Here is a 26,830-nt window from a genome sequence, read left to right as displayed (position 1 = left end):
CCGGAGGGAGCCGGGCCCGGAGGCGCTCGGACCGGGGCGGCGGTGGTGCTGCCCGGCGGCGCGGAGGGGTGGGCGTTGCTGCTCGTTGGAGGAGCTGAAGTCGGCGGTGCGCGCGAGGCAGGCGGTCCTGGCGGTGCGGCTGGACGCCCAGGAACGGGCCCGGCAGGCCGACGCCGGGGTCCCGGCGGCGCGGCGTGGGCGGGGTGTGGCGGCGCAGGTGGGGTTGGCGCGGCGGTGCTCGCCGCACCAGGGGCAGGTCCTGCTCGGTGCGGCCACGGCGTGGACGGAGATGCCCGCGACGTCGCGGGCGTTGGCGGCCGGCGCGGTGGACGAGTGGTCGGCGGTGCTGCTGGCCCGGGAGACGGCGTGCCTGCAGGTGATGGACCGGGCGCGGGTCGACGAGCTGGTCTGCGGGGACCTGACAGGGCTGGAGGGGCAGGGCCCGCGGCGGCTGGTCGCCGCCGCCCGGCGGCACGCGGCGGGGATCGACCCGGGTGCGCTGGTGCGGCGGGCGCGGCGGGCAGCGGGCGACCGGACGGTGACGTTGCGGCCGGCGCCGGACACGATGACGTACCTGACCGCGCTGCTGCCGGTCGCGCAGGGCGTGGCCGCGCTGGCGGCGCTGCAACGCCACGCCGACGGCCTGCGCGCGGGCGGGGACACGCGGGGACGGGGGCAGGTCATGGCCGACACCCTCGTCGAACGCCTCACCGGGCAGGTCACCGCCGAGCGGGTACCGGTGTGCCTGAACGTGGTCCTGCCCGCGACCGCCCTGACCGGCGGGGCCGAGGCCGGCCTGCTGCTGGAGGGCGGCACGGTCCTGCCCGCCCCCCTGGCCCACGACCTGGTCCTGACCGCCGCCGGCAGCGGCACCAGCACCGACCAGCAGGCCGCCGGCGCCACGGCCGAGGGTGATCCGGCATCGGCGTGGGTGCGGCGGTTGTACGCCGATCCCGGCGGGACGCTGATCGCCTCGACCAGCAGCTCACGCCTGCACCCCGACGCCCTGGCCACGCTCGTGCGGGCCCGGGACGGCGGGATCTGCCGGACCCCCTGGTGCGACGCGCCGGTCCGGCACACCGACCACGTCATCCCCGCCGCCGACGGCGGACCGACCGACCTGCCCAACGCGCAGGGGCTGTGCGTGGCCTGCAACCACGCCAAGCAGACCCCCGGCTGGTCCCAGCACCTGGTCCCCACCGCCACCGGGCACACCGTCACCACGACCACGCCCTGGGGCATGAGCGCCACCAGCACCGCGCCACGCGCCCTGCTCCCCGAGGCGCTGCCCGCCGCGGTCGAGCAGCCGACGTGGGGCGAGCCGCCGATCGTCGCGGCCCGTCCTGCGCTACCGCCGTCCCTCCTGCCCGAGCCCTTGCCGCCCGAGCCAGGTCCTGCGCTCGTGCTGCCTAGGAGCGCACCGCCCGTGCCGCTGCTGCCCGCGTCCGTGCTGCCCGGTGCCCCGGCACGGGGCCGCGGCGCGTTGGAGGCGTCGGTGGTGCGTGCTCACCGTCGCCGACGGCCCACGGGCCGCGTCGGGCGGCGTCGAGGGTGCCCCGGTCCACGTCCGGGCATGCGCGACGCCGCGGTGCACCTGTCGACACCCTCGGCGGTCGAGCGGTGCCTGCGGGCGCTGGTCGGCGACCTGATCGGCGAGGGCACCGGAGGCCGCGGCAGCAGCCGGGGGGCGGAGGGCGGCTGACCGGCAGGACGTCTGGCAGCATCCAGCTCATGGTCGGACCGGGGGTCGCGCCCCAGCACGCCTGCGTCTTCTGCGCCATCGCGGCGGGCCGTGCGGAGGCGAGCGTCGTCCACGAGGACGCGACGGTGGTGGCGTTCATGTCGCTGCACCCCGTGGTGCCGGGGCACCTCCTCGTCGTGCCGCGCCAGCACGTCGTGGGTCTCGAGGACATGGACGTCGTCACGGGCGCCCACGTGTGGTCGGTGGGCCACCGCATGGCCCGCGCGCTCCGGCGATCCCGCCTGCGCTGCGAGGGCATCAATGTCTTCCTCTGCGACGGCGAGGTCGCCTTCCAGACGGTGTTCCACCTCCACCTGCACGTCATCCCGCGCTACACGGGCGACGGCTGGACGATCCTGCCGGACGAGGTGGAACGGGACCGTTCACTCCTCGACGGCGAGGCGCGAGCGATCAGGGACGCCCTCGCGTCGGAGGGCTGACGCCCGGCTAGATCCGGTCGTGCAGGTCGAAGCGGCTCGTGACCCCGATGAGGTCCAGGAGCGTGCGGACCCGGGGCGGTGTGCCCAGGACCGTGAGGCGCCCACCGCCGGTGTGCTCGCGCAGCCGCAGCAGGAAGGAGACACCGACGGAGTCGATGTAGGTGAGCTCCTCGGCGTCGACGACGAGGCCGCCCGCGCCGCCGCTGCGCACCACGGCGTCGAGCGCGGCGTCCATCTGCGTCTGGAGACCGGCGTCGACCTCGCCGGTCAGCACGACGACGATGCCGTCGGACGTCCCCGTCCGGGTCGTGACCTCACCGGCAGGGCCGCGGTGGTCGGACGGGGTGGCGGGCGGCATCGGTGCTCCTCTCGGCCTCGACGTCGGACGCGTGCGGGCCGTCCGGGGCAGTAGACCCCGCCCCCGCGGTGGTGGCCACTGGAGGCGGTCCGAGGTCCTCAGGCCTCCGCCCCCCCGTGCCACCAGGACGTCACCGCCGCCACGACGGGCCCGTCCGCCGGTTCGTGCCCGCCGGGCACCGCGACGAGCGTCAGCGGCCCGGGGACCGCGGCCAGGTGCGCGGCCTGCTCGTCCGGCCGGCCGAAGGGGTCGCGCTCGCCGATCACCGCCAGCACCGGCAGGTCCAGGGCCGGCAGGTGCTCGACGCGCAGCCGGTCCGGCCGCCCGGGCGGGTGCAGCGGGTAGGACAGGAGCACCAGGCCCGCGGCTGGCTGCCCCTCGGCGACGGCCATCGACGCCATCCGACCGCCGAAGGACCGCCCGCCGAGCACCAGCCGCTCCGGACCCACGCCCAGCTCGGCGGCCCACCGGTCGGCGACCTCGCGCACGTGCGGGACGGCGACGGCCGCCCGCTCGGGCCCCCGACGACCGGCCGCGCGGCCGGGGAAGTCGACGCGCAGCACGGGCAGCGGCGCGAGCGCGGCCTCGAGGGCGACGAGCGTGCGGTGGTCGCGGTCCGCCCCGGCACCCGGCAGCAGCAGCAGGCCCGCGGCGTCCGGTGCCGGTCCGGCCGTCGGGACGACGCCCTCGTCGGGCCGCGGCGACCTCTGCTCCACGGCCCGAGCCTGCCACGTCGCCCGGTGGGCCCTCCCGTCCTCGGGACGCCTGCTCACCTAGCATGGCCGCGTGGCCGTGCCCGCCCCCGAGCCGCCCGTGGACCCGGCCCCCGCGCCGGTGCCCGGGCCCCGGGGCGTGCCCGACGCCCGCGCCGCGGCGCCCGCCCCGCTCGTCCGGCTGCCGGACGGCACGGTGAAGCAGGTGTCCCCGCTGACCGGGACGGTGGTGTGGACGGTGCCGGGGCGCGCGGAGCGTCCGGTGCCGACCGCCCCCGTCGAGCGGCGCCATCTCGACCCGGCGCGGCGGGACCGGCTGTGCGCCTTCTGCGCCGGCCGCTACGCCGAGACGCCGCCGGAGCGCGCGCGCCTCGTCGCCGGGCCGGAGGGGCCGCGGGTCCTCACGGGCCTGCCGGCGTCGCGCCTGACCGCCACGGTGGCCGAGGTGCGCCGCATCCCCAACCTGTACGCGGTGCTGCCCACGGACTACTGGCGCACCAACCACGGCTACGTGCCGGGTCCCGAGGTCCTCGAGCGGGTGGACGCCTACCTGGCCGAGCCCGAGGGCCGGATGCACGTGATGGCGGTGCTGGCCCGGCGCGAGGCGTCGGCGGGACGGCAGGACTCCTGGCTGCGCTCGCCGGCGGACCAGCGCCGGGCGGCGGCGCTCGAGCTGTTCGCGGGGGCGCACGACCTCGTCGTCGCCCGGCGGCACGTCGTCGACGGCGCCCGGTTCGAGGACGAGCTCGCGGGCGCGGGCACCCTCACGCCCGACGAGCACCACGCCTACGTGGCGATGACGGTCGAGGGGCTGCGCGACGTCTACGAGCGGCAGCCGCACGCCCGCTACGTCGTCGCCTTCCAGAACTGGCTGCGCCCTGCGGGGGCCTCCTTCGACCACCTGCACAAGCAGCTCGTCGCCGTCGACGAGCCCGGTCCGCAGGTGGCCCACGAGACGCGCCTCGTACGCCGCGACCCGGACGTCTACCAGCGCCTCGTCGACCACGCGCGCGCCGAGGGGCTCGTCGTCGCCCGCAACCTGCACGCCGTCGCGGTGGCGGGCGTCGGGCACCCCTTCCCGTCGCTCGAGGTGTACCCCGTGGGCCGCCCGCGGCAGCCGTGGGAGCACTCCGCCGACGAGCTGCGCGGCGTCTCCGACCTGCTGCACGCGCTGCACGCCGCCACGGGCCCGACCGTGCCGACGAACGAGGAGTGGCACCACCGGCCCCCGGGCGTCGACGCGCCCCTCCGCTGGCGCGTCGTCCTCGCGTGGCGGGTGTCGACCCCCGCCGGGGTCGAGGGCGGGACCGGCATCCACGTGAGCACGGTCGACCCCTGGACGGTGCGCGAGCGCGTCGTCGGGGCGCTGCGCGGGCTGCGGGACGCGGGGCTCGTCGCGCCCGTGCAGCTGGGCGACGAGGCCGCCCGCGCCCCCCTCACGCTCCTGCCGCCGCTGCGGCCGTCGGGACCGGCCCCCGCGCGGGCGCCGCGGGGACGTGCGGAGCGTGCGCCGGCCCGCTGACGACGTCGACGACGCCAGAAGGGGCCGATCCGCCTGCGGCGAACAACGGCATGGGGGTGGGGGTCCCGCCGTTAGTCTCGAACAACGCCGCCTCGTACCTCGCGGACCGGGCCCTGCCGGGCTCTCGTCGGGGGATCCGCCACGGGGCACGCCGTCGCTCGTGAGGAGTGCTGCATGTTCGAGAGATTCACGGACCGAGCCCGCCGCGTGGTCGTCCTCGCCCAGGAAGAGGCGCGGATGCTCAACCACAACTACATCGGGACCGAGCACATCCTCCTGGGCCTGATCCACGAGGGCGAGGGTGTCGCGGCCAAGGCCCTGGAGTCGCTCGGCATCTCGCTCGACGCGGTCCGCGCCCAGGTCCAGGAGATCATCGGTGAGGGCACGCAGGCGCCGTCGGGGCACATCCCCTTCACGCCGCGCGCGAAGAAGGTCCTCGAGCTGTCCCTGCGCGAGGCGCTGCAGCTCGGCCACAACTACATCGGGACCGAGCACATCCTGCTCGGCCTCATCCGCGAGGGTGAGGGCGTCGCCGCCCAGGTCCTCAACAAGCTCGGCGCCGACCTCAACCGCGTGCGCCAGACCGTCATCCAGCTGCTGTCGGGCTACCAGGGCAAGGAGCCCGTGGCGGCCGGCGGCCCCGCGGAGGGCCAGCCCTCGGGCTCGGCCGTGCTCGACCAGTTCGGGCGCAACCTCACGCAGGCCGCGCGCGACGGCAAGCTCGACCCGGTCATCGGGCGCGCCAAGGAGATCGAGCGCGTCATGCAGGTCCTGTCGCGCCGGACGAAGAACAACCCCGTCCTCATCGGCGAGCCCGGCGTCGGCAAGACCGCCGTCGTCGAGGGCCTGGCGCAGGACATCGTCCGCGGCGACGTGCCGGAGACGCTGAAGGACAAGCAGCTCTACACGCTGGACCTCGGCGCGCTCGTCGCCGGCTCCCGCTACCGCGGCGACTTCGAGGAGCGCCTGAAGAAGGTGCTCAAGGAGATCCGCACCCGCGGCGACATCATCCTGTTCATCGACGAGATCCACACGCTCGTCGGGGCGGGTGCCGCGGAGGGCGCCATCGACGCCGCCAGCATCCTCAAGCCGATGCTGGCCCGCGGCGAGCTGCAGACGGTCGGCGCCACGACGCTCGACGAGTACCGCAAGTACGTCGAGAAGGACCCGGCCCTCGAGCGGCGCTTCCAGCCGATCCAGGTCTCGGAGCCGTCGCTGACGCACGCGATCGAGATCCTCAAGGGCCTGCGCGACCGGTACGAGGCGCACCACCGCGTCTCCATCACCGACGCCGCGCTCGTCGCCGCCGCCACGCTGGCCGACCGGTACGTCAACGACCGGTACCTGCCGGACAAGGCGATCGACCTCGTCGACGAGGCGGGCGCGCGCCTGCGCATCCGTCGCATGACGGCCCCGCCGGAGCTGCGCGAGCTCGACGAGCAGATCGCCGAGACGCGCCGCGACAAGGAGTCGGCGATCGACGAGCAGGACTTCGAGAAGGCCGCGCGCCTGCGCGACCAGGAGAAGCAGCTCGGCCTCAAGCGCGCCGAGAAGGAGAAGGCCTGGAAGAACGGCGACCTGGACGCCGTCGCCGAGGTCGACGAGGAGCTCATCGCCGAGGTGCTGGCCAACGCCACGGGCATCCCGGTCTTCAAGCTCACCGAGGAGGAGTCCAGCCGGCTGCTCCACATGGAGGACAACCTGCACAAGCGCGTGGTGGGCCAGGACGCGGCCATCAAGTCGCTCTCGCAGGCCATCCGCCGCACGCGTGCCGGCCTCAAGGACCCCAAGCGCCCCGGCGGCTCGTTCATCTTCGCCGGCCCCACCGGTGTCGGGAAGACCGAGCTGGCCAAGGCCCTCGCGGAGTTCCTGTTCGGCGACGAGGACGCCCTCATCCAGCTCGACATGTCGGAGTTCAGCGAGAAGCACACGGTCTCGCGGCTCTTCGGCTCGCCCCCCGGCTACGTCGGGTACGACGAGGGTGGCCAGCTCACCGAGAAGGTGCGCCGCCGGCCGTTCTCCGTCGTCCTGTTCGACGAGGTCGAGAAGGCGCACGCGGACATCTTCAACTCGCTGCTGCAGATCCTCGAGGACGGTCGCCTGACCGACTCGCAGGGCCGGGTGGTCGACTTCAAGAACACCGTCATCATCATGACCACGAACCTCGGCACGCGGGACATCGCCAAGGGCGTCATGACCGGCTTCCAGGCCGGCGGCGACCTGTCGACGTCCTACGACCGGATGAAGGTCAAGGTCAACGAGGAGCTCAAGCAGCACTTCCGCCCCGAGTTCCTCAACCGCGTCGACGACGTGGTGGTCTTCCCGCAGCTCTCGCAGCCGGAGATCTTCCAGATCGTCGACCTCATGATCGCCAAGCTCGACAAGCGCCTGCGCGACAAGGACATGGGCATCACGCTCACCGACGAGGCCAAGCGCCTGCTGTCGGAGAAGGGCTACGACCCGGTCCTCGGCGCCCGGCCGCTGCGCCGCGCGATCCAGCGGGAGATCGAGGACGTCCTGTCCGAGAAGATCCTGTTCGGCGAGATCAAGGCCGGCGAGATGGTCGTCGTGGACGCGCAGGGGGAGGGCCTCCTCGGGGAGTTCATCTTCCGGTCCGAGCCCCGCGGCTCGCTCGTGAAGGAGCCGGTCGGCGTCGGCGCGAGCATCGGCACGCCGGGCTCCGGCACCGACCTGCCGGCGGCCCCGCCGATCTCGCAGGCCGGCGACGGCGGCACGGGCACGCTCCCGCAGCTCGGCTGAGGCCCTCGCGGCACGACGGACGCTCCGTCCTCCTCACGGAGGGCGGGGCGTCCGTCGTCCGGCGGGCACCCACCGTGCGGTGGGTCGCTGCCGCGAGAGGTGGGGTCGGGCATGCTGACGCCGTGGAGCGTGCGGAGGCTGCGTCGCGGGCGGCGGCTCCGCGACCTGGTGACGGCTGGACGCGCGGGCGGCAGCGGGACCTGGCCGCCCCGGCGCGGGCGTGGCCGGTCACGTTCGCGGTGCTCGTGCTCGGTGGCCTGCTCGCGCTCGTCGACGGCTACGCCGCCTTCATCGGCACGGCCTCGTTCCTGGGCTCGACGCCCACACCGCAGGACGCGCTGCGGGCGAGCGCGACGTGCCTGACGGGCCTGTTGGCGCTGGCCGCCATGGCCGTCCTCGCGCTGCTGCACGGGTCCCGCTGGGGCCTGGTCCTGCTCGCGCTGCCCGCGGCCGTCCTGCTGGCGTTCGGTGGAGGGCTGCCGGGGGTGCACGTCGTCAACGCCCCGCCGGGCGGGCCGGGCCTGGACGCCCTCAAGGGTGAGGGCACCGGGCTCAACTGGACGGTGACGGTGCTCGCGCTGGCCGGGGTCGGGGCAACGCTCCTGGTCCGTCGGCGTCGGCGGACGCGGGACCGGCCGCCGGGCGGGCGCCGCTGACTGCGGTGCCCGGCGCCCGCCCGGCCGGCTGGACGGCCACGACCAGCCGGTTGCGGCCGCCGGTCTTGGCGGCGTAGAGCGCCTCGTCGGCGCGGCGCAGCAGGGTGGAGGGGTCCTCGGTCCCGTCCCAGCGGGCCACGCCCACCGAGCACGTCTGGTCGTCGGGGACGAGCGTCCGGAGGCCGTCGAGGACGGCGACGGCCTCCTCCGCGCACGGGCCCGGCAGGAGGACGGCGAACTCCTCGCCACCCCACCGCGCGAGCACGCCGCGGTTCCCGAGGGCGTCGCCCCACGCGGCCGTGACCGCCTTGAGCAGGGCGTCGCCGGCCTGGTGGCCGCGGGAGTCGTTGTAGGCCTTGAAGTGGTCGAGGTCGAGCAGCCCGACGACGAGCGAGGTGCCGTCCCGCAGGGCGGTAGCGCACGCGCGCGACAGCTCGTGGTCCCACGTGCGACGGTTCGCGATCCCGGTGAGCGGGTCGGTCCGGGCCAGCGCCGCGAGCTGCACGGCCTGCGACCGGTTCTGCTGCAGGAGCGTCCAGATCCGGGCGACGACGAGGGCGACCAGGACGAGCGAGCCCGCGGCCAGGAGCGCGACCGTCGACATCTCCGACCGCGCCGCCTCCACCAGGAGGAGCACGGACGGCAGCATCGCCGCCAGCGCCAGCGTGGCCAGGCGCGGGACGGTCAGGCCGAGCGTGCTGCGCGGCTTCTTCTCGGCCAGGGACGGCGCCGAGGCACTCCAGGCCGCCGCCGCGAGCAGGACGTAGAAGAGCTGCCACAGGACGTTGGCGCCGCGCGGCGAGGCGTCGTCGCCCGTGGTCAGCTGCACCACGTTCATGACGACGTCGGCGCCCAGCTCGGCGGCCGTCGCGGCGACGAGCAGCCAGAACGCCGCGGTCCGCTTGGCCGGACCCGTGAGCATCCGGGCCAGCAGGTGCACGAGCAGGATGTCGATGGTCGGGTACGCGCACGCGAGCACCCGGTCCCGGAGGACGGCCGTGCCGTCGGAGGCGAGCGGCACGATGAGCACCACGCCCCACACGGTCGCCGCGCTGACGGTCACGATCGTGGCGTCGAGCAGCCCCGAGCGGTGGCCGGCCCCGCGCGGCCGCGAGAAGCCGACGTACCCGGCGGCCAGGGGCAGGAAGGCGAGCAGGTAGAGGACGTCGGCTGGCGTCGGCCACGCGACGGACCCGGCCAGGCCGAGACCCCACTGCAGCAGCTCGCCGGCCAGCAGCATGACCTGGGCGACGAGGATCGCCCGCCACGGCCCCCGGCGGGCGGGCGGGACGCGCCGGACGCCGGCGGCGAGGAGCGCCGTGGCGCCGACCACCGGCAGCAGGTACAGCGTCGAGGCGAGGTCCCCGGCGGGGTCCGGCACGGCGGACATCGCGACGAGCACGAGCAGGGTGAGCAGCACCAGCGACACGCCACGCGACGGCAGGCGTGGCGGTACCGCCACGGGCCGCGGGCGCGCAGGGGGACCGGTCACGTCCTGGTCGTCGGCAGGTCGACCGCCCCGCGTGAGCGGTGCGGCTCGTGTCTCACCCTTCGGGACCTGGGGTGCGGCACGCGGTGGTGACGGATCCCCTCCAACGGGCGGGCGAGCGCTTTCCACCATGTGGCACGGGTGTTGACGTGCGGCACAGCCGACGCCTAGGAAGAGACGTCCCCGATCCCGACGAGGCGGTCGCCCGGACGTCTGAAACGTTGCAACCCGCGCATCGCCGCACGGGGCACGTCCAGCGCCGAGCGCCCGTCGGGACCCCTCGACGACGAGACGAAGGTGACCATGACCCACCCCCACCCGACCCCGCCGGACGTGCGGCGTCGCCGATCGCGCTGGACGGCGGCGCTGGCGGCAGCGCTGGTGGCGACGACCTGCACGCCCGCGATGGCGGCACCGGCGCTGCGGGCGGCGCCGGTGGCCGCCGCCACGACCACGTCCACCCTCGTCGCGCCGACAGCCCTGCGCATGGCGCACGTGACAGCCGACGCGGTCCACCTGCGCTGGGACGAGGTACCCGACGCCACGGGCTACGTGCTGAGCCGGGCGGAGAGCCCCGAGGGGCCCTTCGTGGACGTCGCCACGACCTCCGGCGACGTGTTCGTCACCGACGTCGTCAGCACGGCGGTCCCGCACTGGTACCGCGTGCAGGCGCGGGACGCCGCGGGTGCCGGCGCATCGTCCGCCATCGCGGTGAGCAGCCTGTCCGTGCCGGCGCCCCCGGTGCCGGCGGAAGGTCTGCGCTTCGACCTCGGCCCCGGTCCCGTTGCACCGGGGTTCGTCGGCCTCGGCGCCCGCACGGTCTGGACCGCGGAGCGCCGCTACGGGTTCGTCGACACCGCGGCCGTCACCGACGTGGACCGCGGGGGCGCGGACCAGCTGCGCGGTGACCACGTCCTCGTCGGCGACACCGAGCTCGTCGTCGACCTGCCGCCCGGGGACTACCGCGTCGACCTCGTCGCCGGGGACCCGCAGGCCGCGACGGACGTCTCGCTCACGGCCGAGCAGGTCGTCAAGGTCCAGCCCACGGCGAGACCGGCGGGCCAGTACCTGGAGATGTCCTTCGACATCGCGCTCGTCGACGGGCAGCTCAACCTCGACCTCGGCGGGACGGCGCCCCGGCTAGCCGCGCTGTCGATCACCCCGACGACCCCCCGCACGGCAGGCCAGGAGCCGACCCTGTGGATCACGGGCGACTCCACGGTCCAGACGTACACCGCCGACTACGTCCCGCAGGCGGGCTGGGGCCAGATGATCAGCCGCTTCCTCGACGACGGCGTGGGCGTCGAGAACCGCGCGATCGGCGGCCGCTCGTCGAAGAACTTCATCTCCCAGGGCCGCCTGGACGAGGTGCTGCGGCAGGTGCGGCCCGGCGACTACCTGTTCGCCCAGTTCGGCCACAACGACAACAGCTACGGCGTCGACGACCGCTTCGCCGCGCCCGCCGACTACGCGAACTACCTGCGGACCTTCGTCGAGGGCGCACGCCAGCGCGGCGCGACCCCGGTGCTCGTCACGCCCGTCTCCCGCCGGAGCTTCGCGGCCGACGGGACGGCGAACGTCTCGTTCCCCGCGTACGTCGACGCCGCGAAGGCACTGGCGGCGGAGACCGGCACCCCGCTGGTGGACCTGTCGGCCTCCAGCCGCGAGTACCTCACGCAGATCGGGCCGGAGGAGGCGAAGTCGGTCTTCCTCTGGGTGCCGGCGGGCGTCTACTCGAACCGCCCGACGGGGACGCAGGACGACACGCACTTCCAGGAGTACGGCGCCATCCAGATGGCGCGTCTCGTCGCCGGTGGCGTGCAGGCGCTCGACGACCCGCTGGCGGCGCACGTCGCAGGCGCGCAGCTGCCCGACGAGGTGCCGGCCACGCCGACGGGCGTCGTGGCCGGGGCCGTCTCGAGCTCCGGCGCGAGCCTCACCTGGCCGGCGGTGGAGGGCGCGGACATCTACAAGGTGTTCAGCAAGCCGGCCGCGGCCGGCGACGAGGCCTGGGCCCTGGTCACCACGTCGACGCTGCCCCAGGCCGCCGTCACGGGGCTGACCGAGGGCGGCACCTACGACCTGCGCGTCGTCGCGGTCAACGGGCGCGGGCCGTCGGCCCCGTCGGCGGCCGTGCGGATCACGACGAAGGCGCCGGTGCTGCGGCTCGACGTGCAGCTGGCCGGCAACGTGCTCATGCCCGGCTACGCCGAGCTGAGCGAGAGGACCGTCTACACGGAGGAGCGCGGCTGGGGCTGGAAGGACGTCACGGGTCTCGGCGGCCGCGACCGCGGGATCGGCTTCACCCCGCCGCCCACCGCCCTCGAGCGCGACTTCCTCCTGCCGGGGCCGGGTCACGAGCTGCTCGTCGACGTGCCCAACGGCACGTACGCCGTGAAGACCTGGAACGGCGACTGGATCGGCACCAGCCGGTCCAACGTGCAGATCGAGGGGCGCGACTTCGGCGCCGCCAACGCGGGCCGCGCGTCGGTGGCGCAGAAGACGAGCCAGCCGGTGATGGTCACCGACGGGCAGATCAACCTCGTGATGACGGGCTCGTCGTCCCGCCTCAACGGCGTGGAGGTGACGCCCCTGCTGCTGGCGCCGGGTGCGCTCACGCTGTCGGACCTGACCATCGACGGCACCGCGGTGTCCGTGGGCCTGTCCTGGACCGGCAGCCCGGACGCGCAGGGCTACCGCGTGCTGCGGACCGCCGCCGGCGGGGCCGCCCAGGCCGTCGGGGAGGTGGCCGGGACGACGTTCGTCGACACGACCGCCGACGTCGGCCAGACGTACACCTACACCGTCGTCGCGCTCGACCCCGTCGGGACGCAGTCGGTCCCGTCCGCGGCGCTCGAGGTCGTCACCGTCGACCCCGACGTCGCCGTGCCCGCGGTCCCCCAGGGGCTCGCGGTCGGCGCCGTGGGCAAGAACGAGGTCCCGCTGACGTGGGACCCGGTCGAGGACGCGCTCTTCTACCTCGTCCACAGGCTCGACGAGCGGGTGGGTGAGGACGACGTGTGGGAGCAGGTCGGCCGCGCCACCGAGGCCCGCTGGACCGACACCGAGGTGCTCACCACGGTCGGTTTCACCTATGCGGTGACGGCGGTCAACGCCGGCGGCGCCTCCGCGCGCTCGGTGTCCGTGACGTCCGACGCGCCGACGCGGCTGTCCCGGCAGGCGGAGCGGCTGGACCGCGCGCCCGTGGCCGTCGACACGGCGGACGGGGTCTACGTGGGCTGGCGACTGCTGGGCGACGACCCGCAGGCCCTCGGGTTCCACGTCTACCGGGACGGCCGCCGCATCACGGCGGCACCCGTGACCGCGTCGACGAACCTGCTGGACGCCGACGGCACCGCGGCGTCGACCTACCGCGTCGCGACCGTCGTGGACGGGATCGAGCGGTGGGCGACCGCGCCGTTCGTCGTGCAGGACGCGCAGACGCTCGACGTGCCGCTCGACAAGCCTGCCGACGCCGTCACGAAGGACGGCCAGCCCTACTCCTACCGGGCCAACGACGCGAGCGTCGGGGACCTGGACGGTGACGGGCAGTACGAGCTCGTCCTGAAGTGGGACCCGACGAACAGCAGGGACAACTCCCAGGCGGGGTACACCGGCACGGTCTACGTCGACGCCTACCGGCTGGACGGGACGCGCCTGTGGCGGATCGACCTCGGGGACAACATCCGCGCGGGCGCGCACTACACGCAGGTGCAGGTCTTCGACTACGACGGCGACGGCCGGGCGGAGGTGGTCATGAAGACCGCCGACGGCACGGTGGACGGCACCGGCACGGTGATCGGCGACCCGCGCGCCGACCACCGCAACTCCTCGGGCTACGTCCTCACCGGGCCGGAGTTCCTCACGGTCTTCGACGGTGCGACGGGCGCCGCGCTCGACACGGTCGACTACACCCCGGCCCGCGGTGACGTGGGCGCCTGGGGCGACACGTACGGCAACCGCGTCGACCGCTTCCTGGCCGGCACCGCATACCTCGACGGGGAGCACCCCAGCGTCCTGGCGGCCCGCGGGTACTACACCCGGATGGTCGTGGCGGCCTACGACTGGGACGGGAGGGAGCTGACGCGCCGGTGGGTGTTCGACACCGACGAGGCGGGCGAGGAGTACGAGCACCAGGGCAACCACAACCTGTCCGTGGCGGACGTGGACGGCGACCAGAAGGACGAGGTCGTCTACGGCTCGCTCACGATCGACGACGACGGCGAGGTCCGGTACAGCACCGGGCTCGGCCACGGCGACGCGCTGCACGTGTCCGACTTCGACCCGGCGCGCCCGGGCCTCGAGGTGTTCGCCGCGCACGAGGACATGGGCTCGTCGGGCAACCGCGGGGCCACCTACCGCGACGCCGCCACGGGCGAGGTGCTGTGGAGCATCCCGGCCACCCGCGACACCGGGCGCGCCGCGATGGCGGACGTCGACGGCGCCCACCCCGGCGCCGAGGGCTGGGCGATCGGAGGCGACGCGGCGTGGAACTCGCGCGTCGGGGAGCTGCGGGCGGCGGACGGGACCGTGCTCTCGACGAGCATCCCGGCCGCGAACTTCCTCACCTGGTGGGACGGCGACCTCCTGCGGGAGATCGGCGACCACGACTACAGCGACGCCCTCGGCGCCGGTGTGCCGACCATCGGCAAGTGGGACACGGGGGCCGGTGCGACCGACGAGGTCTACCGCGCCACCGGGACCCTGTCCGCCAACGGCACGAAGGGCACGCCCGCACTGCAGGCGGACCTGCTCGGCGACTGGCGCGAGGAGCTCGTGACGCGCACGGACGACTCGACCGCGCTGCGCATCGCCACCACCGTGGACGTGACGGAGCACCGGCTGCGGACGCTCGTGTCCGACCCGGTCTACCGGCTCGGCGTCGCCTGGCAGAACACGGGCTACAACCAGCCCCCGCACACGTCCTACTTCCTGGGCGAGGGCATGGAGACGCCTGCGCCGCCGCGGCTGGCCTTCACGGCTGACGCCCCGGCGGCCGAGCGGGTGCCCGGTCCGGCGACACGTGCGCCCGCCGTGGCCAAGCTGTCCCACGACAACGCGGCGGACCAGGACGGCAGCTACACCGTCACGGTGGACGTGGGCCGCGGCGGGCAGAACGCCCAGACCGTCGTCCTCCTCGAGGACGGCCGCGAGGTCGCGCGGCGGGACGTCGTGGATGCGACGCCGGCGGCACAGGTGGTGCGCTTCGCGCTCACGGGCCGGTCGAAGGGTGACCACGTCTACACCGCGGTGCTGAGCAACCAGCACGGGTCGACGACGAGCAAGGCGGTGACGGTCAAGGTCAAGAGGTGACCCGACCGGTCACCCGGACGGGGTGACGCCGGCCCGGGCCCGGGTGCTGCCGCTGCGGCGGTGGTGCCCGGGCCCGCGGCGTGCCCGTCGACGTACGCTCGTCGGGTGCCCCGGGACCGCGACGAGATCATCGCCGACCCCCTCGCCCCGGCGCGACCGCCGGTGCGCTTCCTCGTCAAGGGCCGGGTCGAGGCCCTGCCGCGGCGGCGGGCGGACAAGGACCAGGTGCTGAGCTGGGTCGTCGCGCAGCTCGTGCCCGTGCACGACCCCGTCGACGAGCGGACCCTCACCGACCGGCTCGCCGGGCTCGTGCGCGACCCGGTCGGGATCCGCCGCGAGCTGGTCGACGCGGGTCTCCTCCGCCGGACGCGCGACGGGGCCGAGTACTGGCGCACGCTGGTGACGGAGTACGACGCCCTGTGACGGGCCCCGCCGTCCACCGGTACGGCCCCGACCCCGACCAGCACGCCGAGCTGTGGCTGCCCGCGGACGGCGGGACGCCGCGCGGGATCGTCGTGGTGGTGCACGGCGGTTTCTGGCGGGCGCGGTACGACCTCTCGCTCGGCCGGCCGCCGGCGGCCTCCCTCGTCGCGCACGGGTGGGCGGCCTGGAACCTGGAGTACCGGCGGGAGCGTGGCTCGGCCGCCACGCTGGCCGACGTGGCAGCCGGGGTCGACGCGCTCGCGGACGTGCCCGGACTGGCGGCGCTGCACGCGGAGGGTCGGCCCGTCGTCGTGCTCGGGCACTCCGCGGGCGGGCACCTGGCCGCGTGGGTGGCGGGCGCCCGGCGGCTGCCGGACGGCGGGACGACCGGCACCGCACGGGTGGCCGTGACCGGGGTCGTCAGCCAGGCGGGCGTGCTCGACCTCGCGACCGCGCACGTGCAGGGCCTGGGGGGCGGGGCGGTGGCCGACTTCCTGGGGCGGCCGCCGCGACGGGACGACGAGCCCGTCGACCCGATGGCGGAGGCGCCGCTCGCCGTCCCGGTGCGGTGCGTGCACGGGGTCGCCGACGACGTCGTGCCTCCGGCGCAGTCCGAGGCGTACGTCGCCCGCTCCGGGAGGCTCGGCGGCGACGCGGCGCTCGTCGCCGTCCCCGGGGGGCACATGGACCTCGTCGACCCCCGCACCGCCGCGTGGGACCGCACGCTCGGGCTGCTCGAGGGGCTGGCCGGGCGGTCCTGAGCCGTCCCCAGCCCCGCTCCCGGATCCCGTTTGCAACGATTCAGTCGCACCCGTTGACAGAGGAACCGGCCGCCACCTAGCGTGCGGAATGCGCTTTCAGGCACACATCCGAGCGAGGAGGCTCATCGCGATGAAGCGATACATCGTCCGCACAGCCGCACTGACGGCCGGCGTCGCGCTGGCCCTGTCGGCCTGCGGCAGCGGCGGGAACGAGGCGGCCGCACCCTCGGCCGCCCAGACCACCGCGTCCGGCCCCGTGACGCTCAACTTCACGTTCTGGGGCAACGACGACCGCGCGTCCCGGTACCAGCAGGCGATCGACCTGTTCAACGAGGAGTACCCGGACATCTCGATCACCAGCAGCTTCGCCGCCTTCGCGGACTACTGGCCCGCCCGGACCACGGAGGCCGCCGGGCGTGCGCTGCCGGACGTCATGCAGTTCGACCTGTCCTCCCTGCGGGAGTTCAGCGAGAACGGCCAGCTCCTCGACCTCGCGCCCTACGTCGAGAACGAGACGATCGACCTGTCCGGCTACGACGAGACGCTGCTCGAGGCGGGTGTGCTCGACGGCAAGACGATCGGCATCCCCACCTCGACGAACACCCTGGCCATGTTCGAGAACCCGAACGTCACCCAGGCCGCCGGGGCCACCTTCCCCGACGACGCGGACTACAGCTGGGAGGACCTCAACGGCTTCATCGAGGACGTGTCCGCCTCCGGGACGAGCACGGCCGACGGGTACCAGCTCTACGGGTCCGGCGACTACACCGGCACCCTCTGGTTCTTCATCCAGTGGCTGCTGCAGAACGGCGTGACGCCGTTCAACGAGGACGGGACGCTCGGGTTCGACGAGGCCGACGTCGTCGAGTTCCTCGGCCTGACCGCGGACCTGCGCGAGGCCGACCAGCTCTACCCCGTCGAGCGCGCGACGTCGCTGCTGCCCAAGGGCGGCTTCACCGTCAACGAGGTCGCCTCGGAGATGAGCTGGGACAACTTCCTGGCCCAGTACACGACCGACTCGGGCACCGACAACCTCGAGATGCACCAGCTCCCGTCGATCGAGCCGGGCGAGAAGGCGCTGTTCTACAAGCCGTCGATGCTGCTGTCGGCCGGCGCGAACACCGAGCACCCGGTCGAGGCCGCGCTGTTCATCAACTTCCTGCTGACCGACCCCGAGGTCGGGACGATCTTCGGCACCTCGAAGGGCGTCCCCGCCGACGAGGAGCAGCGCGCGGCGGTCGACGTCACCGAGGGCAGCGTCGACGCGAAGGTGATCGCGTACGAGGAGGAGGTCGCGGAGCAGGTCACGGAGGCCACCCCGATTCCCGTCAAGGGCTTCGGCACCATCGAGGCGAAGTGGCGCACGCTCGCGGAGGAGCTCGCGTACGGCAACCTTGACCCCGAGGGCTTCGTGACCGAGTGGTTCGCCGAGGCCGAGATGGCCATCAGCTGACCTGAGGCCGACCGGGCGGGCCGGTGACCCCGGCCCGCCCCACCACCCTCGATCCTGCGACGATCGGAACCCGACCGTGACCCTCACCGCCGAGGCGCCCCCCACGCGGGCGGCACGTCCTGCTCGACGGCCCTCCAGCCGTCGACGATCCCTGCGCGAGGCCGGCGCGGGGTACGCGTTCCTGACGCCGTGGCTGCTGGGCTTCCTGCTGCTGACGGCCGGGCCGATGGCCGCGTCGCTGTACCTGGCGTTCACCGACTACAACCTGTTCGCGCCGCCGCAGTGGGTGGGGACGGAGAACTTCACGCGGTTGTTCTCCGACCCCAACTACACGCATGCGTGGAAGGTCACGGCGCTGTACGTGGTCGTCGGCACGCCGGTGAAGCTGCTGGCGTCGTTGCTGGTGGCGATGCTGCTGAACAACGCCTTCCGCGGCAAGGGGTTCTACCGCTCGGCGTTCTACCTGCCCTCGCTGGTGGGTGCGTCGGTGTCGATCGCCATCGTGTGGAAGGCGATGTTCATCGACGGCGGCGTGGTCGACCGGGGCCAGCAGCTGCTGGGGTTCTCCGCCGGTGGGTGGGTCGGCGACCCCAACCGCACGGTGCCGATGCTCATCCTGCTGACGGTGTGGCAGTTCGGTGCCCCGATGGTCATCTTCCTGGCGGGCCTGAAGCAGGTGCCCACCGAGCTGTACGAGGCCGCCGCGGTCGACGGCGCCGGTCCGGTGCGCAAGTTCTTCCGGATCACGCTGCCGATGCTCTCCCCCGTGCTGTTCTTCAACCTGCTGCTGGAGACGATCCACGCGTTCCAGATCTTCAACAGCGCGTTCATCATCTCCAACGGCACCGGCGGCCCGGCCCGCTCGACGTTGTTCTACACGTTCTACCTCTACATCCGCGGTTTCCAGGACTTCCAGATGGGCTACGCCTCGGCGATGGCCTGGGTGCTGGTCCTGGTGGTCGGCGCCATCAGCCTGGTCCTGTTCCAGACCCAGAACCGCTGGGTGCACTACTCGGGGGAGTCCAAGTGAGCACCAGCACCTCGACCCAGCCGGCCGGTCCGGTCGCGACGGCGCGTTCGACCGTCAGCGACGAGCACTCCGCACGGCTGCGACGCACCGCGCGCAACCGGCGCGGCGCCCGGGAGATCGTCTTCCACGTCGTGACGCTGCTGATCGTGGCCGTCATCCTCTACCCCGCGGTGTGGATGGTCGTCTCGGCGTTCAAGCCGTCCAACCAGATCGTCGGGAACGTGGGGATCATCCCCACCGACGCCTCGTTCGACAACTTCACCAAGGCCCTGCAGGGCATCGGCGGGGTCTCGTTCTGGACGTTCTTCAAGAACTCCCTGATCCTGGCCGTGCTGTCGGTGGTCGGGATCGTGATCTCCTGCTCGGTGTCCGCCTACGCGTTCGCGCGGATCGAGTTCCCGGGGCGGAAGATCTTCTTCTCGTTGATGATCGGAACGCTGCTCCTGCCGTTCCACGTCGTGATCATCCCGCAGTACATCGTGTTCAACAACCTCGGCCTGGTGAACACCTTCATCCCGCTGCTCATCGGCAAGTTCCTGGCCGCCGAGGCCTTCTTCGTGTTCCTCATGGTGCAGTTCATGCGCAACCTGCCGCGCGAGCTGGACGAGGCGGCGCGCATCGACGGGGCCGGGCACGTGCGGATCTTCACCGCGATCATGCTGCCGCTCATGAAGCCCGCGCTCGTGACGAGCTCGATCTTCGCGTTCATCTGGTCCTGGAACGACTTCTTCGGGCCGTTGTTGTACCTGAAGAACCCGGACCTGTACTCCATGCCCATCGCGCTGCGGCTGTTCGTGGACCAGACCACCACCTCGGACTACGGCGCCCAGATGGCCATGGCGGTGCTCGCGCTGGTGCCGGTGCTCCTGTTCTTCCTCGTCTTCCAGCGCTACCTCGTCGAGGGCGTGGCCACCCAGGGCCTCAAGGGCTGAGCCCTTCCGCCCCGGCGCGCCCGCCCCCACCCCACCCGGAGGTCCCCGTGTCCCGCACCACCGTCCGCGCCGGCGCCGTCGCGGCAGGTCTCGTGCTCGCCCTCGCCGCCTGCGGCGGCACCTCGTCGGCCGACGGGTCGTCCCCGTCGGCGGGTGGAGCCGGGGAGGGGGCGACGAGCGCGGGCCCGGTGACGCTCGACCTCGTCTGGTGGGGCAACGACGACCGGGCGGCCCGCTACGAGGAGGCCGTCGCGCTCTTCGAGGAGCAGCACCCGGACATCACGGTGAACACGAGCTTCGCGGCGTTCTCGGACTACTGGACCGCACGCTCCACCGAGTCGGCGGCCCGCGCGCTGCCGGACGTCATGCAGTTCGACTCCACCTACCTGCGGCAGTACGTGGCCACGGGCCAGCTCCTCGACCTGACCGACCTGCTCGGCGACGACATCGACACCTCCGGCCTGCAGGACACGCTGCTGACGGAGGCCACGCTCGACGGGCGCACGTACGCGATGCCGACGGCGACGAACACGTTGGCCATGTTCGTCAACGAGGACGTGCTGGCGCGCACGGGCGTCGCGGCCCCCCCGGAGGGGTACACCTGGGAGGACCTGAACGCCTTCATCGCCGACGTGCGGGCGTCCGGGGCGACGACGGACGAGGGCGCGGCGCTGTACGGCTCCGCCGACTACACCGCCACGTTCTGGTTCTTCCTCCAGTGGCTCGTCCAGCAGGGCGTCACGCCCTTCACCGAGGACGGCGGGATCGGGTTCGACGAGGACGACGTCGTGGAGTTCCTGTCGCTCACGGACGACCTGCGCGCGGAAGGTGCGCTCTTCCCGACGGAGCGCACCGTGGCGCTGGCGCCGCTCGGCGGCTTCACCGTCAACGAGGTCGCCTCGGAGATGAGCTGGGACAACTTCCTGGCCGGCTACGTGGCGGACTCGGGCACCGAGAACATCTCCATGCTGCCGATGCCCTCCGGCGAGGACGGACCGGCCCTCTTCAGCCGCACGTTCATGATGGCGGCGGGCGCGAACACCGAGCACCCGCAGGAGGTCGCCGAGCTGCTCGACTTCTTCCTCAACGAGCCCGAGGTGGGCCGCATCTTCGGCACCTCGAAGGGCGTGCCGGCGACGGCCGCCCAGCGCGACGCCATGGAGCTCGCCGGGGTGGACGCGAAGGTGGTGGCCTACGAGGAGCAGGTCGCCGACCTCGTCACCGAGCCGGCGCCGCTGCCCGTGGAGGGTTTCGGGACGCTCGAGGCGAAGTGGAAGTCCCTCGGCGAGGAGCTCGGGTACGGCAGCCTCACGCCCGAGCAGTTCGCCACCGAGTGGTTCGCCGAGGCGGAGCTGACGCTGCCGTGAGCCGTCGCCGGCCCGTCGACCCCACGGCACCCGAGCGGCGGCCGCTCCTCGGTGGCGGTGCGTTCGGGCTGTTCGGCGAGGTGCTGGTGGTGGGGCTCGGCGTGTCGGTGCTGAGCCTGCCGGTGGTGACGCTGCTGCCGGCGATGGCGGCGGGGGTGGCGCACGTGCGCCGGCATCTCGGCGACGAGCCCGATGCCGTGGCGGACCTGGGCCGGCTCTTCCTGCGGGCAGTGCGCGGCGTCTGGGCCGTCGCCCTCGGCGTGACGGTGCTGCTCGGGCTGCTGTGGGTGGACCTGCGGCTGGCCGCGTCTGGCGCGGTGCCCGGCGGCGCGGCGGTGCTCGCCGTGAGCGCGCTCGTCGCGGTCGCCCTGCTCGTCGTCCTGCTGCGCGCCGCCGGGGCGTGGCGGCACGGGGAGCGCTGGGCCGACGTGCTGCGCGCCGGGGCGCGTCGAGCCGGGGACGACCTGACGGGGTCCGCGCTCCTCGTCCTCGCGCTCGCGATGTGCGCCCTGTTCACCTGGATGCTGGCGCCGCTCGCGGTGCTGGTGCCGGGCCTGCTGGCGCTGGCCGTCGTCGCGGTCGAGCACCGACGCGCCGCCCGCAGCTGACCCGACCCGACCGATCCCGACCTGACCGATCCCGACCTGACACCACGCGCAGGACGAGGACACGTTGAGCGACCGCAGCCCCCTGGACCAGAACCCCACCGCGCCGGCGCCCGCGTCGAGCACCAGCCGCACGGCCGACGAGGGCGTGGTCCCGCAGTTCGCGCCGGTCCCGGCCGGCCGGCCGCGGCGGCGCTACGCCGTCGCCGGCACCGGCCACCGCGCCGGCATGTACGTCGGCGCGCTGACAGGCGAGCACGCCGACGTCGGCGAGATCGTCGCGTGGCTCGACCCGAACCCCGGGCGGATCGCGTTCTACGACGCCGAGGTCGGTCGCGCGCTCGGCCTGGGCGGGCCCGCCGGGCTGCCGCGGTACACCCCCGAGGGCCTCGAGGCGATGGTGGCCGAGCAGGCGGTGGACGTCGTCGTGGTCACGAGCCTGGACCGCACGCACGCCGAGCTCGTCGACCGGGCGCTGCGCGCGGGCGCCGACGTCGTCGTCGAGAAGCCGCTGACCACCGACGCCGACGGGTGCCGCCGCATCACGCGGGCCGTCGCGGACACGGGCCGGGACGTCGTCATGACGTTCAACTACCGGTACGCGCCCCGGAACTCGACGCTGCGGCAGGTCATCGCCTCGGGTGCGATCGGGCAGGTCACGGGCGTGCACTTCGAGTGGGCGCTGGACACCGTGCACGGTGCGGACTACTTCCGCCGCTGGCACCGCGACAAGGCCAACTCCGGCGGCCTGCTCGTGCACAAGTCCAGCCACCACTTCGACCTCGTCAACTGGTGGATCGACGACGTGCCCGAGCGGGTCTTCGCCTCCGGGGCCCTGCGGTTCTACGGCGACAAGAACGCCGCCGCCCGCGGCCTCGTCGACCGGCCCGAGCGCGGGACGGGCGCGGAGGGCGACCCGTTCTCGCTCGACCTGCGCACCGACCCGCGGCTGCAGGCGCTCTACCTCGACGCCGAGGCGCACGACGGGTACCGCCGCGACCAGGACCCGTTCGGTCCGGGCATCACCATCGAGGACAACCTCTCCCTCGTCGTGGACTACCGGTCCGGGACGACGCTGACGTACTCGCTCAACGCCCACTCCCCGTGGGAGGGCTATCGCGTCACCGTCAACGGCACCGCCGGGCGCGCGGAGCTCGAGGTCGTCGAGCGCGGGTTCGTCGAGCTCGACGAGGACGGCAACGCGGTCCTCGACCCCTCGGCCACGCCGGGGGCGGCCACCACCGACCCGCTGCGGCCCGAGGGCGAGCGGCTGACGGTGCAGACGCACTGGCACCGCACCCAGGACGTGCCGATCCCGGCCGGCATCGGCGGGCACGGCGGTGGTGACGCGATCCTGCTCAAGGACGTCTTCCGCCGGGACCTGCGGCTGGGCGACGACCCCCTCGGCCGCGCGGCCGGGTACCGCGACGGGCTCAAGGCCGTGGCGGTGGGGATCGCGGGCAACCGCTCGCTCGTCACCGGCCAGGCCGTGCTCGTGGAGGACCTCGAGCTCGGGGAGGAGCTGGCGTGACGACGACGGGCACGACGAGGGCGCTGCCCCGGCTGGAGCCGCGCGGTCCGGTCCGGGTGCTGCACGAGGTGGGCGAGGCGGTGTCCTTCGTCGCCGGGGACGTGACGCTGGCGCGGTACGTGTACGTGCCCGACGACGTGCAGCTCGAGAGCCCGCGGCCCTACCTGCACCCCGTGCGCACGCGCGGCGGCGACCTCGTCACGGCGTTCCGCCCGCACGACCACGTGTGGCACAAGGGCATCGCGTGGTCGCTGCCCGTCGTCGGGGAGCACAACTTCTGGGGCGGCCCGACGTACGTGCACGGCGAGGGCTACCGGCAGCTCGACAACGACGGGTCGATGGACCACCAGGAGCTCGTGTCGCTGGGGTCGTCGGGGGACACCGCCGCGCTGGCGCACCGGCTGGCCTGGCACACGCAGGCGGGGCAGCACGTCGTCGACGAGGAGCGCGCGCTGCGCGTCGTCGTCCCCGCCGACCGGACCGACGCCTGGGTGCTCACCTTCACCACCGCGATGACCAACGTGTCCGCCGAGGACCTGACGATCGGCTCGCCCACCACCCGCGGCCGGGAGAACGCGGGCTACGGCGGGCTGTTCTGGCGCGGGCCGCGGTCGTTCACCGGCGGGACCGTGCTCGCGCCGGGCTTCGCGGGCGGCGAGGAGGTCCGCGGGACCCGCGCGCCGTGGATGGGCTTCACCGGGCGGCACGACGACGTCGGCCGCTCGTCGAGCGTCGTGGTGGTGGACGGGGCGGGCAACCCCTCGCATCCGCCGCAGTGGTTCGCGCGCACCGAGTGGTTCGCTTGCCTCAACCCGGCCCCGTTCTTCTCCGAGGAGATGCCGTTCCGGCCCGGGGACACGCTGCGCTTCACGTACGCGGTCGTCGTGGCCGACGGCGAGGTGGACGCCGCGGGCGCGGAGGCCCTCGCCGACCTCGGGCGGTCGGTGCTGTGACGGCGGGCCCGACGGGGGTCGGGCCCCTGCTGCCCGGCGGCGTCTCGCTGAGCCGGCTCGCCGTGTACGACTGGCCGGCGCCGGACGGCGTCGGGCTCGTCGGCAGCGGGTCGCCGCACCTGCACCTCGCCTCGACGGAGGCGTACGTCGTGCTCGGAGGTGCCGGTGCGGTGCACACCGTCGGCGCGAACGGGTTCCGGGAGCACCCGCTCGCCCCCGGGGCGGTGGTGTCCTTCACGCCGGGGACCGTCCACCGGGCGGTCAACGACGGGGACCTCGACGTGCTGGTGCTCATGTCGAACGCCGGGCTGCCGGAGGCGGGGGACGCGGTCCTGACGTTCCCGGCGGCCGTGCTCGCCGACCCGGCGGCCTACGCCGCGGCGGTGGCGCTGCCCGGGCCGGACGCGCCCGACGAGAGCCGTGCGGCGGCGGCCCGCCGGCGGCGGGACCTCGCCCTCGAGGGGTACGCCGAGCTGCTCGACGCGGTGGACCGGCGAGGGGCGGCCGAGGCGCTGGCGCCCCTGCACGCGGCCGCCGCCGCGCTGGTCCGCGCGCGGGTGCCGCGCTGGCGCGAGGTGTGGGAGGCCTCCGTCGGCGCCGGGGCCCGCGCGACGGACGTCGCGCTGACGGACCTCGTCGCCGGGGCGGCGTCGCACCTGGCCGTCGCCGGTGCGCGCGCCCTGGCCCCCGTACCCGGCCCGCGCCGCTACGGCATGTGCGGCCGGCTGCAGACCTGGCGCGTCGGCGGCTGAGCGTCGGCCAGCGGGCGTGCCCCCGCACCGGTCAGGCGACCAGCTGCTCCGTGCGGTCCCACACCCACGATGCCAGCGAGCGGTCCGTGACGGGTGCCCGGAACGGGTCGGAGCGCACGGCGGTGCCGTCCGCGGTGGTGCCCGGGCCGGCGAAGCGTGAGGGGTCGACGTCCGGCGACGTGGCGGCCCACAGCAGCGGCACGACGCCCTCCTCGGGCTCGCGCGCCTGCCACAGCCGGGCGAGCACCGCCCCGAGGGCCCGGTCACGGCGGCGCTCGAGACGGGTGTTCATCGGCGTCCGCACCATCCCGGGATGCGCGACGACCGACCGCACCGGAGAGCCGACGGCCTCGAGCCGCCGCCCGTGCTCGACCGCCCACACCATGTGCAGGGTCTTCGTCCGGGCGTAGGTGCCACCGCGCGAGTAGCGCCGACGCCCGTCCAGGTCCTCCGGGCCCAGCCGGACCGGCACGTGCCGGTACATGTTCGACCCCGTGGTGACGACCCGGGGGTCCGGCGAGGCGGCGAGCCCGTCGTGCAGCAGCCGCGCCAGCAGCGCCGGGCCGAGGTGGTTCGTGGCCAGCTGGGTCTCGTACCCCTGGGGCGTCGTGCTGCGGTCGATGTTCCCTACCCCGGCGTTGTTGACGAGGACGTCGATGCGGCGGCCGGCGAGCGCGGCGGCGAGACGGCGGACGCTGTCGAGGTCGGCGACGTCCAGCGGGGCCAGCTCGAGGGCGTCGCGCGGGGCCCTGCGGGCCAGACGGTCGCGCACGGCCGCCCCCTCCTCCGGGGACCGGACGGCCATGACGACGCGGGCACCGGCGGCGGCGAGGGCGCCGGCGAGCAGCTCCCCGAGCCCGCTGGACGCACCGGTCACCAGGGCGCGGCCGGCGAGGGCGTGGCGCCGGGCGGCGCCACGCGTCGGTCCGACGCCGCCCGCAACCGGGCGCACCTGCTCGAGGTCGCCCGCCGGCAGGTGTGCGACGGGTCGCCGCTGCCGGCGCTGAAGGACCTGGCCCGGCTGGCCGGCGTCGGCACCGGCACCGCCTACCGCCACTTCCCGACGCAGCACGCGCTCCTGGCGGCGCTCGGGGAGGAGGGCACCCGGCGTCTGGTGGCCGACGTCCGGGCGGGTGGCGCCGACCCCGACCCGGCAGCGGGGTTCGCTCGCGTGGTGGGCGTGGTCGTGCGGGGGGTGCTGCACGACGACGCCGTCCGGGCCGCCCTGACCGGGGGCGGTCCCGGCGCCGCCCGCGACCCGGGGCCGGCCGCCGAGCTGGACGAGGCCGTCGGGCTGCTGCTGCGCCGGGCCCGTGCGGCGGGAGCCGTCCGGCCGGACGTGGACGCCGACGACATCCGGCTGCTCGTGCTCGGCCTGGCGGCCGGGCTGGCGCCGGTCGCGGACGACGACGGGAGGGTCGAGCGGCACGTGCAGGTCCTCCTCGACGGGCTCCGGCCGCCCCGCCGGGCGGAGCGCCGGCCGGTCTGAGGCCGGGCTCCCGTCCTAGCGCCGCCGGCGCGCCTGCGGCCCGCGCGGCGCCCGCTCGGGATCCGGCGCCGGTGCGACCGCCGCCGTGCGGAGGTGCTCGTAGACGACGGACGTGCGCACGTCGGCGATCTCCGGGCGCTCGGTGAGGCGGTCGATGACGAACGCGTAGAGGTGCTGGTTGTCCGGGACCGCGACGTGGACGAGGAAGTCCTCGGTGCCGCTGGTGACGAAGACGCCGACGACCTCGGGCAGGGCGGCGACCCAGGTCCGGAAGCCCTCGATCCGCGCGCGGGAGGGCGGCCGGATGCGCACGGCCACGAGGGCCTGCACGGGGCGGCCGATGCTCGCGAGGTCGACGTCGAGCGTGGCGCCGCGGATCACGCCGCGGTCCCGCAGCGACCGCGTGCGCTCGAGCGCGGTGGTGGGTGCGATGCCGACCGCGGCGGCGACGTCCCGGTTGGTCCGGCGAGCATCCGCCTGCAGCTCCCGCAGGATCGCCGCATCAATCTCGTCGAGGTGGGCCATCCGGGCACTCTAGGCGT

At 74.4% G+C, this 26,830-nt stretch carries 22 protein-coding genes; 17 read left to right on the top strand and 5 right to left on the bottom strand.

Features of this window, described 5'->3' with window-relative positions:
- Positions 1 to 106 precede the first annotated feature (106 nt).
- Positions 107 to 1,702: an HNH endonuclease gene (locus AC2TDM_RS15490; RefSeq protein WP_484635217.1), complete on the top strand. Its 1,596-nt coding sequence runs from the start codon at positions 107 to 109 to the stop codon at positions 1,700 to 1,702.
- 29 nt (positions 1,703 to 1,731) lie between these two features.
- Complete coding sequence (locus tag AC2TDM_RS15485; protein ID WP_484635216.1) at positions 1,732 to 2,181, top strand: HIT family protein; 450 nt, start codon at positions 1,732 to 1,734, stop codon at positions 2,179 to 2,181.
- A 7-nt stretch (positions 2,182 to 2,188) separates the two neighbouring features.
- Here the strand turns inward: AC2TDM_RS15485 and AC2TDM_RS15480 are convergent, their stop codons facing one another.
- Positions 2,189 to 2,539, bottom strand: a complete 351-nt coding sequence (locus tag AC2TDM_RS15480) for an STAS domain-containing protein (RefSeq protein WP_484635215.1) — start codon at positions 2,537 to 2,539, stop codon at positions 2,189 to 2,191.
- A 98-nt stretch (positions 2,540 to 2,637) separates the two neighbouring features.
- Positions 2,638 to 3,255 carry an alpha/beta hydrolase family protein gene (locus AC2TDM_RS15475; protein WP_239078618.1) on the bottom strand — a complete coding sequence of 206 codons (618 nt, stop codon included), beginning with the start codon at positions 3,253 to 3,255 and terminating at the stop codon, positions 2,638 to 2,640.
- Between the two features lie 70 nt (positions 3,256 to 3,325).
- Between AC2TDM_RS15475 and AC2TDM_RS15470 the strand changes: the two genes are divergently transcribed.
- The 3 genes from AC2TDM_RS15470 (at position 3,326) to AC2TDM_RS15460 (ending at position 8,190) form a co-directional block, all read left to right on the top strand.
- On the top strand, positions 3,326 to 4,774 hold the full coding sequence (locus tag AC2TDM_RS15470; protein WP_484635214.1) for a DUF4921 family protein: 1,449 nt from the start codon (positions 3,326 to 3,328) through the stop codon (positions 4,772 to 4,774).
- A gap of 174 nt (positions 4,775 to 4,948) precedes the next feature.
- Positions 4,949 to 7,534, top strand: coding sequence for an ATP-dependent Clp protease ATP-binding subunit (locus AC2TDM_RS15465; RefSeq protein ID WP_090031193.1), 2,586 nt, complete (start codon positions 4,949 to 4,951; stop codon positions 7,532 to 7,534).
- 122 nt (positions 7,535 to 7,656) lie between these two features.
- Positions 7,657 to 8,190, top strand: a complete 534-nt coding sequence (locus AC2TDM_RS15460; RefSeq protein ID WP_139224302.1) for a hypothetical protein — start codon at positions 7,657 to 7,659, stop codon at positions 8,188 to 8,190.
- On the opposite strand, the gene AC2TDM_RS15455 is transcribed toward AC2TDM_RS15460, so the two are convergent.
- The gene (locus AC2TDM_RS15455; RefSeq protein WP_484635213.1) at positions 8,087 to 9,682 is read right to left on the bottom strand and encodes a GGDEF domain-containing protein; all 1,596 of its coding nucleotides are present in this window, start codon (positions 9,680 to 9,682) and stop codon (positions 8,087 to 8,089) included. The two genes, AC2TDM_RS15460 and AC2TDM_RS15455, sit on opposite strands and share 104 nt — an antisense overlap.
- A 300-nt stretch (positions 9,683 to 9,982) precedes the next feature.
- Between AC2TDM_RS15455 and AC2TDM_RS15450 the strand changes: the two genes are divergently transcribed.
- From AC2TDM_RS15450 to AC2TDM_RS15400, 11 genes are all read left to right on the top strand, one after another.
- Positions 9,983 to 14,992 carry a rhamnogalacturonan lyase family protein gene (locus AC2TDM_RS15450; RefSeq protein ID WP_484635212.1) on the top strand — a complete coding sequence of 1,670 codons (5,010 nt, stop codon included), beginning with the start codon at positions 9,983 to 9,985 and terminating at the stop codon, positions 14,990 to 14,992.
- 105 nt (positions 14,993 to 15,097) lie between these two features.
- Positions 15,098 to 15,415: a DUF2087 domain-containing protein gene (locus tag AC2TDM_RS15445; RefSeq protein ID WP_090031186.1), complete on the top strand. Its 318-nt coding sequence runs from the start codon at positions 15,098 to 15,100 to the stop codon at positions 15,413 to 15,415.
- Complete coding sequence (locus AC2TDM_RS15440; protein WP_484635211.1) at positions 15,412 to 16,176, top strand: alpha/beta hydrolase family protein; 765 nt, start codon at positions 15,412 to 15,414, stop codon at positions 16,174 to 16,176. The genes AC2TDM_RS15445 and AC2TDM_RS15440 overlap by 4 nt, the downstream gene beginning before the upstream one ends.
- A 130-nt stretch (positions 16,177 to 16,306) precedes the next feature.
- A complete protein-coding gene (locus AC2TDM_RS15435) occupies positions 16,307 to 17,629 on the top strand; it encodes an ABC transporter substrate-binding protein (protein WP_484635210.1) in 1,323 nt (440 codons plus the stop codon).
- 76 nt (positions 17,630 to 17,705) lie between these two features.
- A complete protein-coding gene (locus AC2TDM_RS15430; RefSeq protein WP_484635209.1) occupies positions 17,706 to 18,659 on the top strand; it encodes a carbohydrate ABC transporter permease in 954 nt (317 codons plus the stop codon).
- A complete protein-coding gene (locus AC2TDM_RS15425; RefSeq protein ID WP_090031182.1) occupies positions 18,656 to 19,591 on the top strand; it encodes a carbohydrate ABC transporter permease in 936 nt (311 codons plus the stop codon). The genes AC2TDM_RS15430 and AC2TDM_RS15425 overlap by 4 nt, the downstream gene beginning before the upstream one ends.
- 47 nt (positions 19,592 to 19,638) lie before the next feature.
- A complete protein-coding gene (locus tag AC2TDM_RS15420) occupies positions 19,639 to 20,958 on the top strand; it encodes an ABC transporter substrate-binding protein (protein ID WP_484635208.1) in 1,320 nt (439 codons plus the stop codon).
- A complete protein-coding gene (locus AC2TDM_RS15415; protein ID WP_484635207.1) occupies positions 20,955 to 21,566 on the top strand; it encodes a hypothetical protein in 612 nt (203 codons plus the stop codon). The genes AC2TDM_RS15420 and AC2TDM_RS15415 overlap by 4 nt, the downstream gene beginning before the upstream one ends.
- 64 nt (positions 21,567 to 21,630) lie before the next feature.
- Positions 21,631 to 23,094 (top strand): Gfo/Idh/MocA family protein, encoded by a 1,464-nt coding sequence (locus tag AC2TDM_RS15410; RefSeq protein WP_484635206.1) that lies wholly within the window; start codon positions 21,631 to 21,633, stop codon positions 23,092 to 23,094.
- Positions 23,091 to 24,047 carry a DUF6807 domain-containing protein gene (locus AC2TDM_RS15405; RefSeq protein ID WP_484635205.1) on the top strand — a complete coding sequence of 319 codons (957 nt, stop codon included), beginning with the start codon at positions 23,091 to 23,093 and terminating at the stop codon, positions 24,045 to 24,047. The genes AC2TDM_RS15410 and AC2TDM_RS15405 overlap by 4 nt, the downstream gene beginning before the upstream one ends.
- Positions 24,044 to 24,799: a cupin domain-containing protein gene (locus AC2TDM_RS15400; RefSeq protein WP_484635204.1), complete on the top strand. Its 756-nt coding sequence runs from the start codon at positions 24,044 to 24,046 to the stop codon at positions 24,797 to 24,799. Before AC2TDM_RS15405 ends, AC2TDM_RS15400 begins: the two co-directional genes overlap by 4 nt.
- A gap of 31 nt (positions 24,800 to 24,830) precedes the next feature.
- Here AC2TDM_RS15400 and AC2TDM_RS15395 read toward each other — a convergent pair whose 3' ends face one another.
- Positions 24,831 to 25,676: an SDR family NAD(P)-dependent oxidoreductase gene (locus AC2TDM_RS15395; RefSeq protein WP_484635203.1), complete on the bottom strand. Its 846-nt coding sequence runs from the start codon at positions 25,674 to 25,676 to the stop codon at positions 24,831 to 24,833.
- Positions 25,677 to 25,697: 21 nt separating this feature from the next.
- Here AC2TDM_RS15395 and AC2TDM_RS15390 point away from each other — a divergent pair, with 21 nt between their 5' ends.
- On the top strand, positions 25,698 to 26,288 hold the full coding sequence (locus tag AC2TDM_RS15390) for a TetR/AcrR family transcriptional regulator (RefSeq protein ID WP_484635202.1): 591 nt from the start codon (positions 25,698 to 25,700) through the stop codon (positions 26,286 to 26,288).
- Positions 26,289 to 26,303: 15 nt separating this feature from the next.
- Here the strand turns inward: AC2TDM_RS15390 and AC2TDM_RS15385 are convergent, their stop codons facing one another.
- Positions 26,304 to 26,813 carry an Lrp/AsnC family transcriptional regulator gene (locus tag AC2TDM_RS15385; protein WP_090031175.1) on the bottom strand — a complete coding sequence of 170 codons (510 nt, stop codon included), beginning with the start codon at positions 26,811 to 26,813 and terminating at the stop codon, positions 26,304 to 26,306.
- Positions 26,814 to 26,830: the final 17 nt, after the last annotated feature.

The organism is Cellulomonas sp. plas2 (assembly GCF_057221735.1).
Note: the sequence above shows the minus strand (reverse complement) of the source record. Positions and strands in the feature narration are given on the sequence as shown.

Bases quoted from the DNA above. Each gene is read 5' to 3' on its own strand.
- AC2TDM_RS15435 (WP_484635210.1), top strand. From the start codon at position 16,307: ATGAAGCGATACATCGTCCGCACAGCCGCACTGACGGCCGGCGTCGCG.
- AC2TDM_RS15480 (WP_484635215.1), bottom strand. From the start codon at position 2,539: ATGCCGCCCGCCACCCCGTCCGACCACCGCGGCCCTGCCGGTGAGGTC.
- AC2TDM_RS15485 (WP_484635216.1), top strand. From the start codon at position 1,732: ATGGTCGGACCGGGGGTCGCGCCCCAGCACGCCTGCGTCTTCTGCGCC.
- AC2TDM_RS15465 (WP_090031193.1), top strand. From the start codon at position 4,949: ATGTTCGAGAGATTCACGGACCGAGCCCGCCGCGTGGTCGTCCTCGCC.
- AC2TDM_RS15385 (WP_090031175.1), bottom strand. From the start codon at position 26,813: ATGGCCCACCTCGACGAGATTGATGCGGCGATCCTGCGGGAGCTGCAG.
- AC2TDM_RS15450 (WP_484635212.1), top strand. From the start codon at position 9,983: ATGACCCACCCCCACCCGACCCCGCCGGACGTGCGGCGTCGCCGATCG.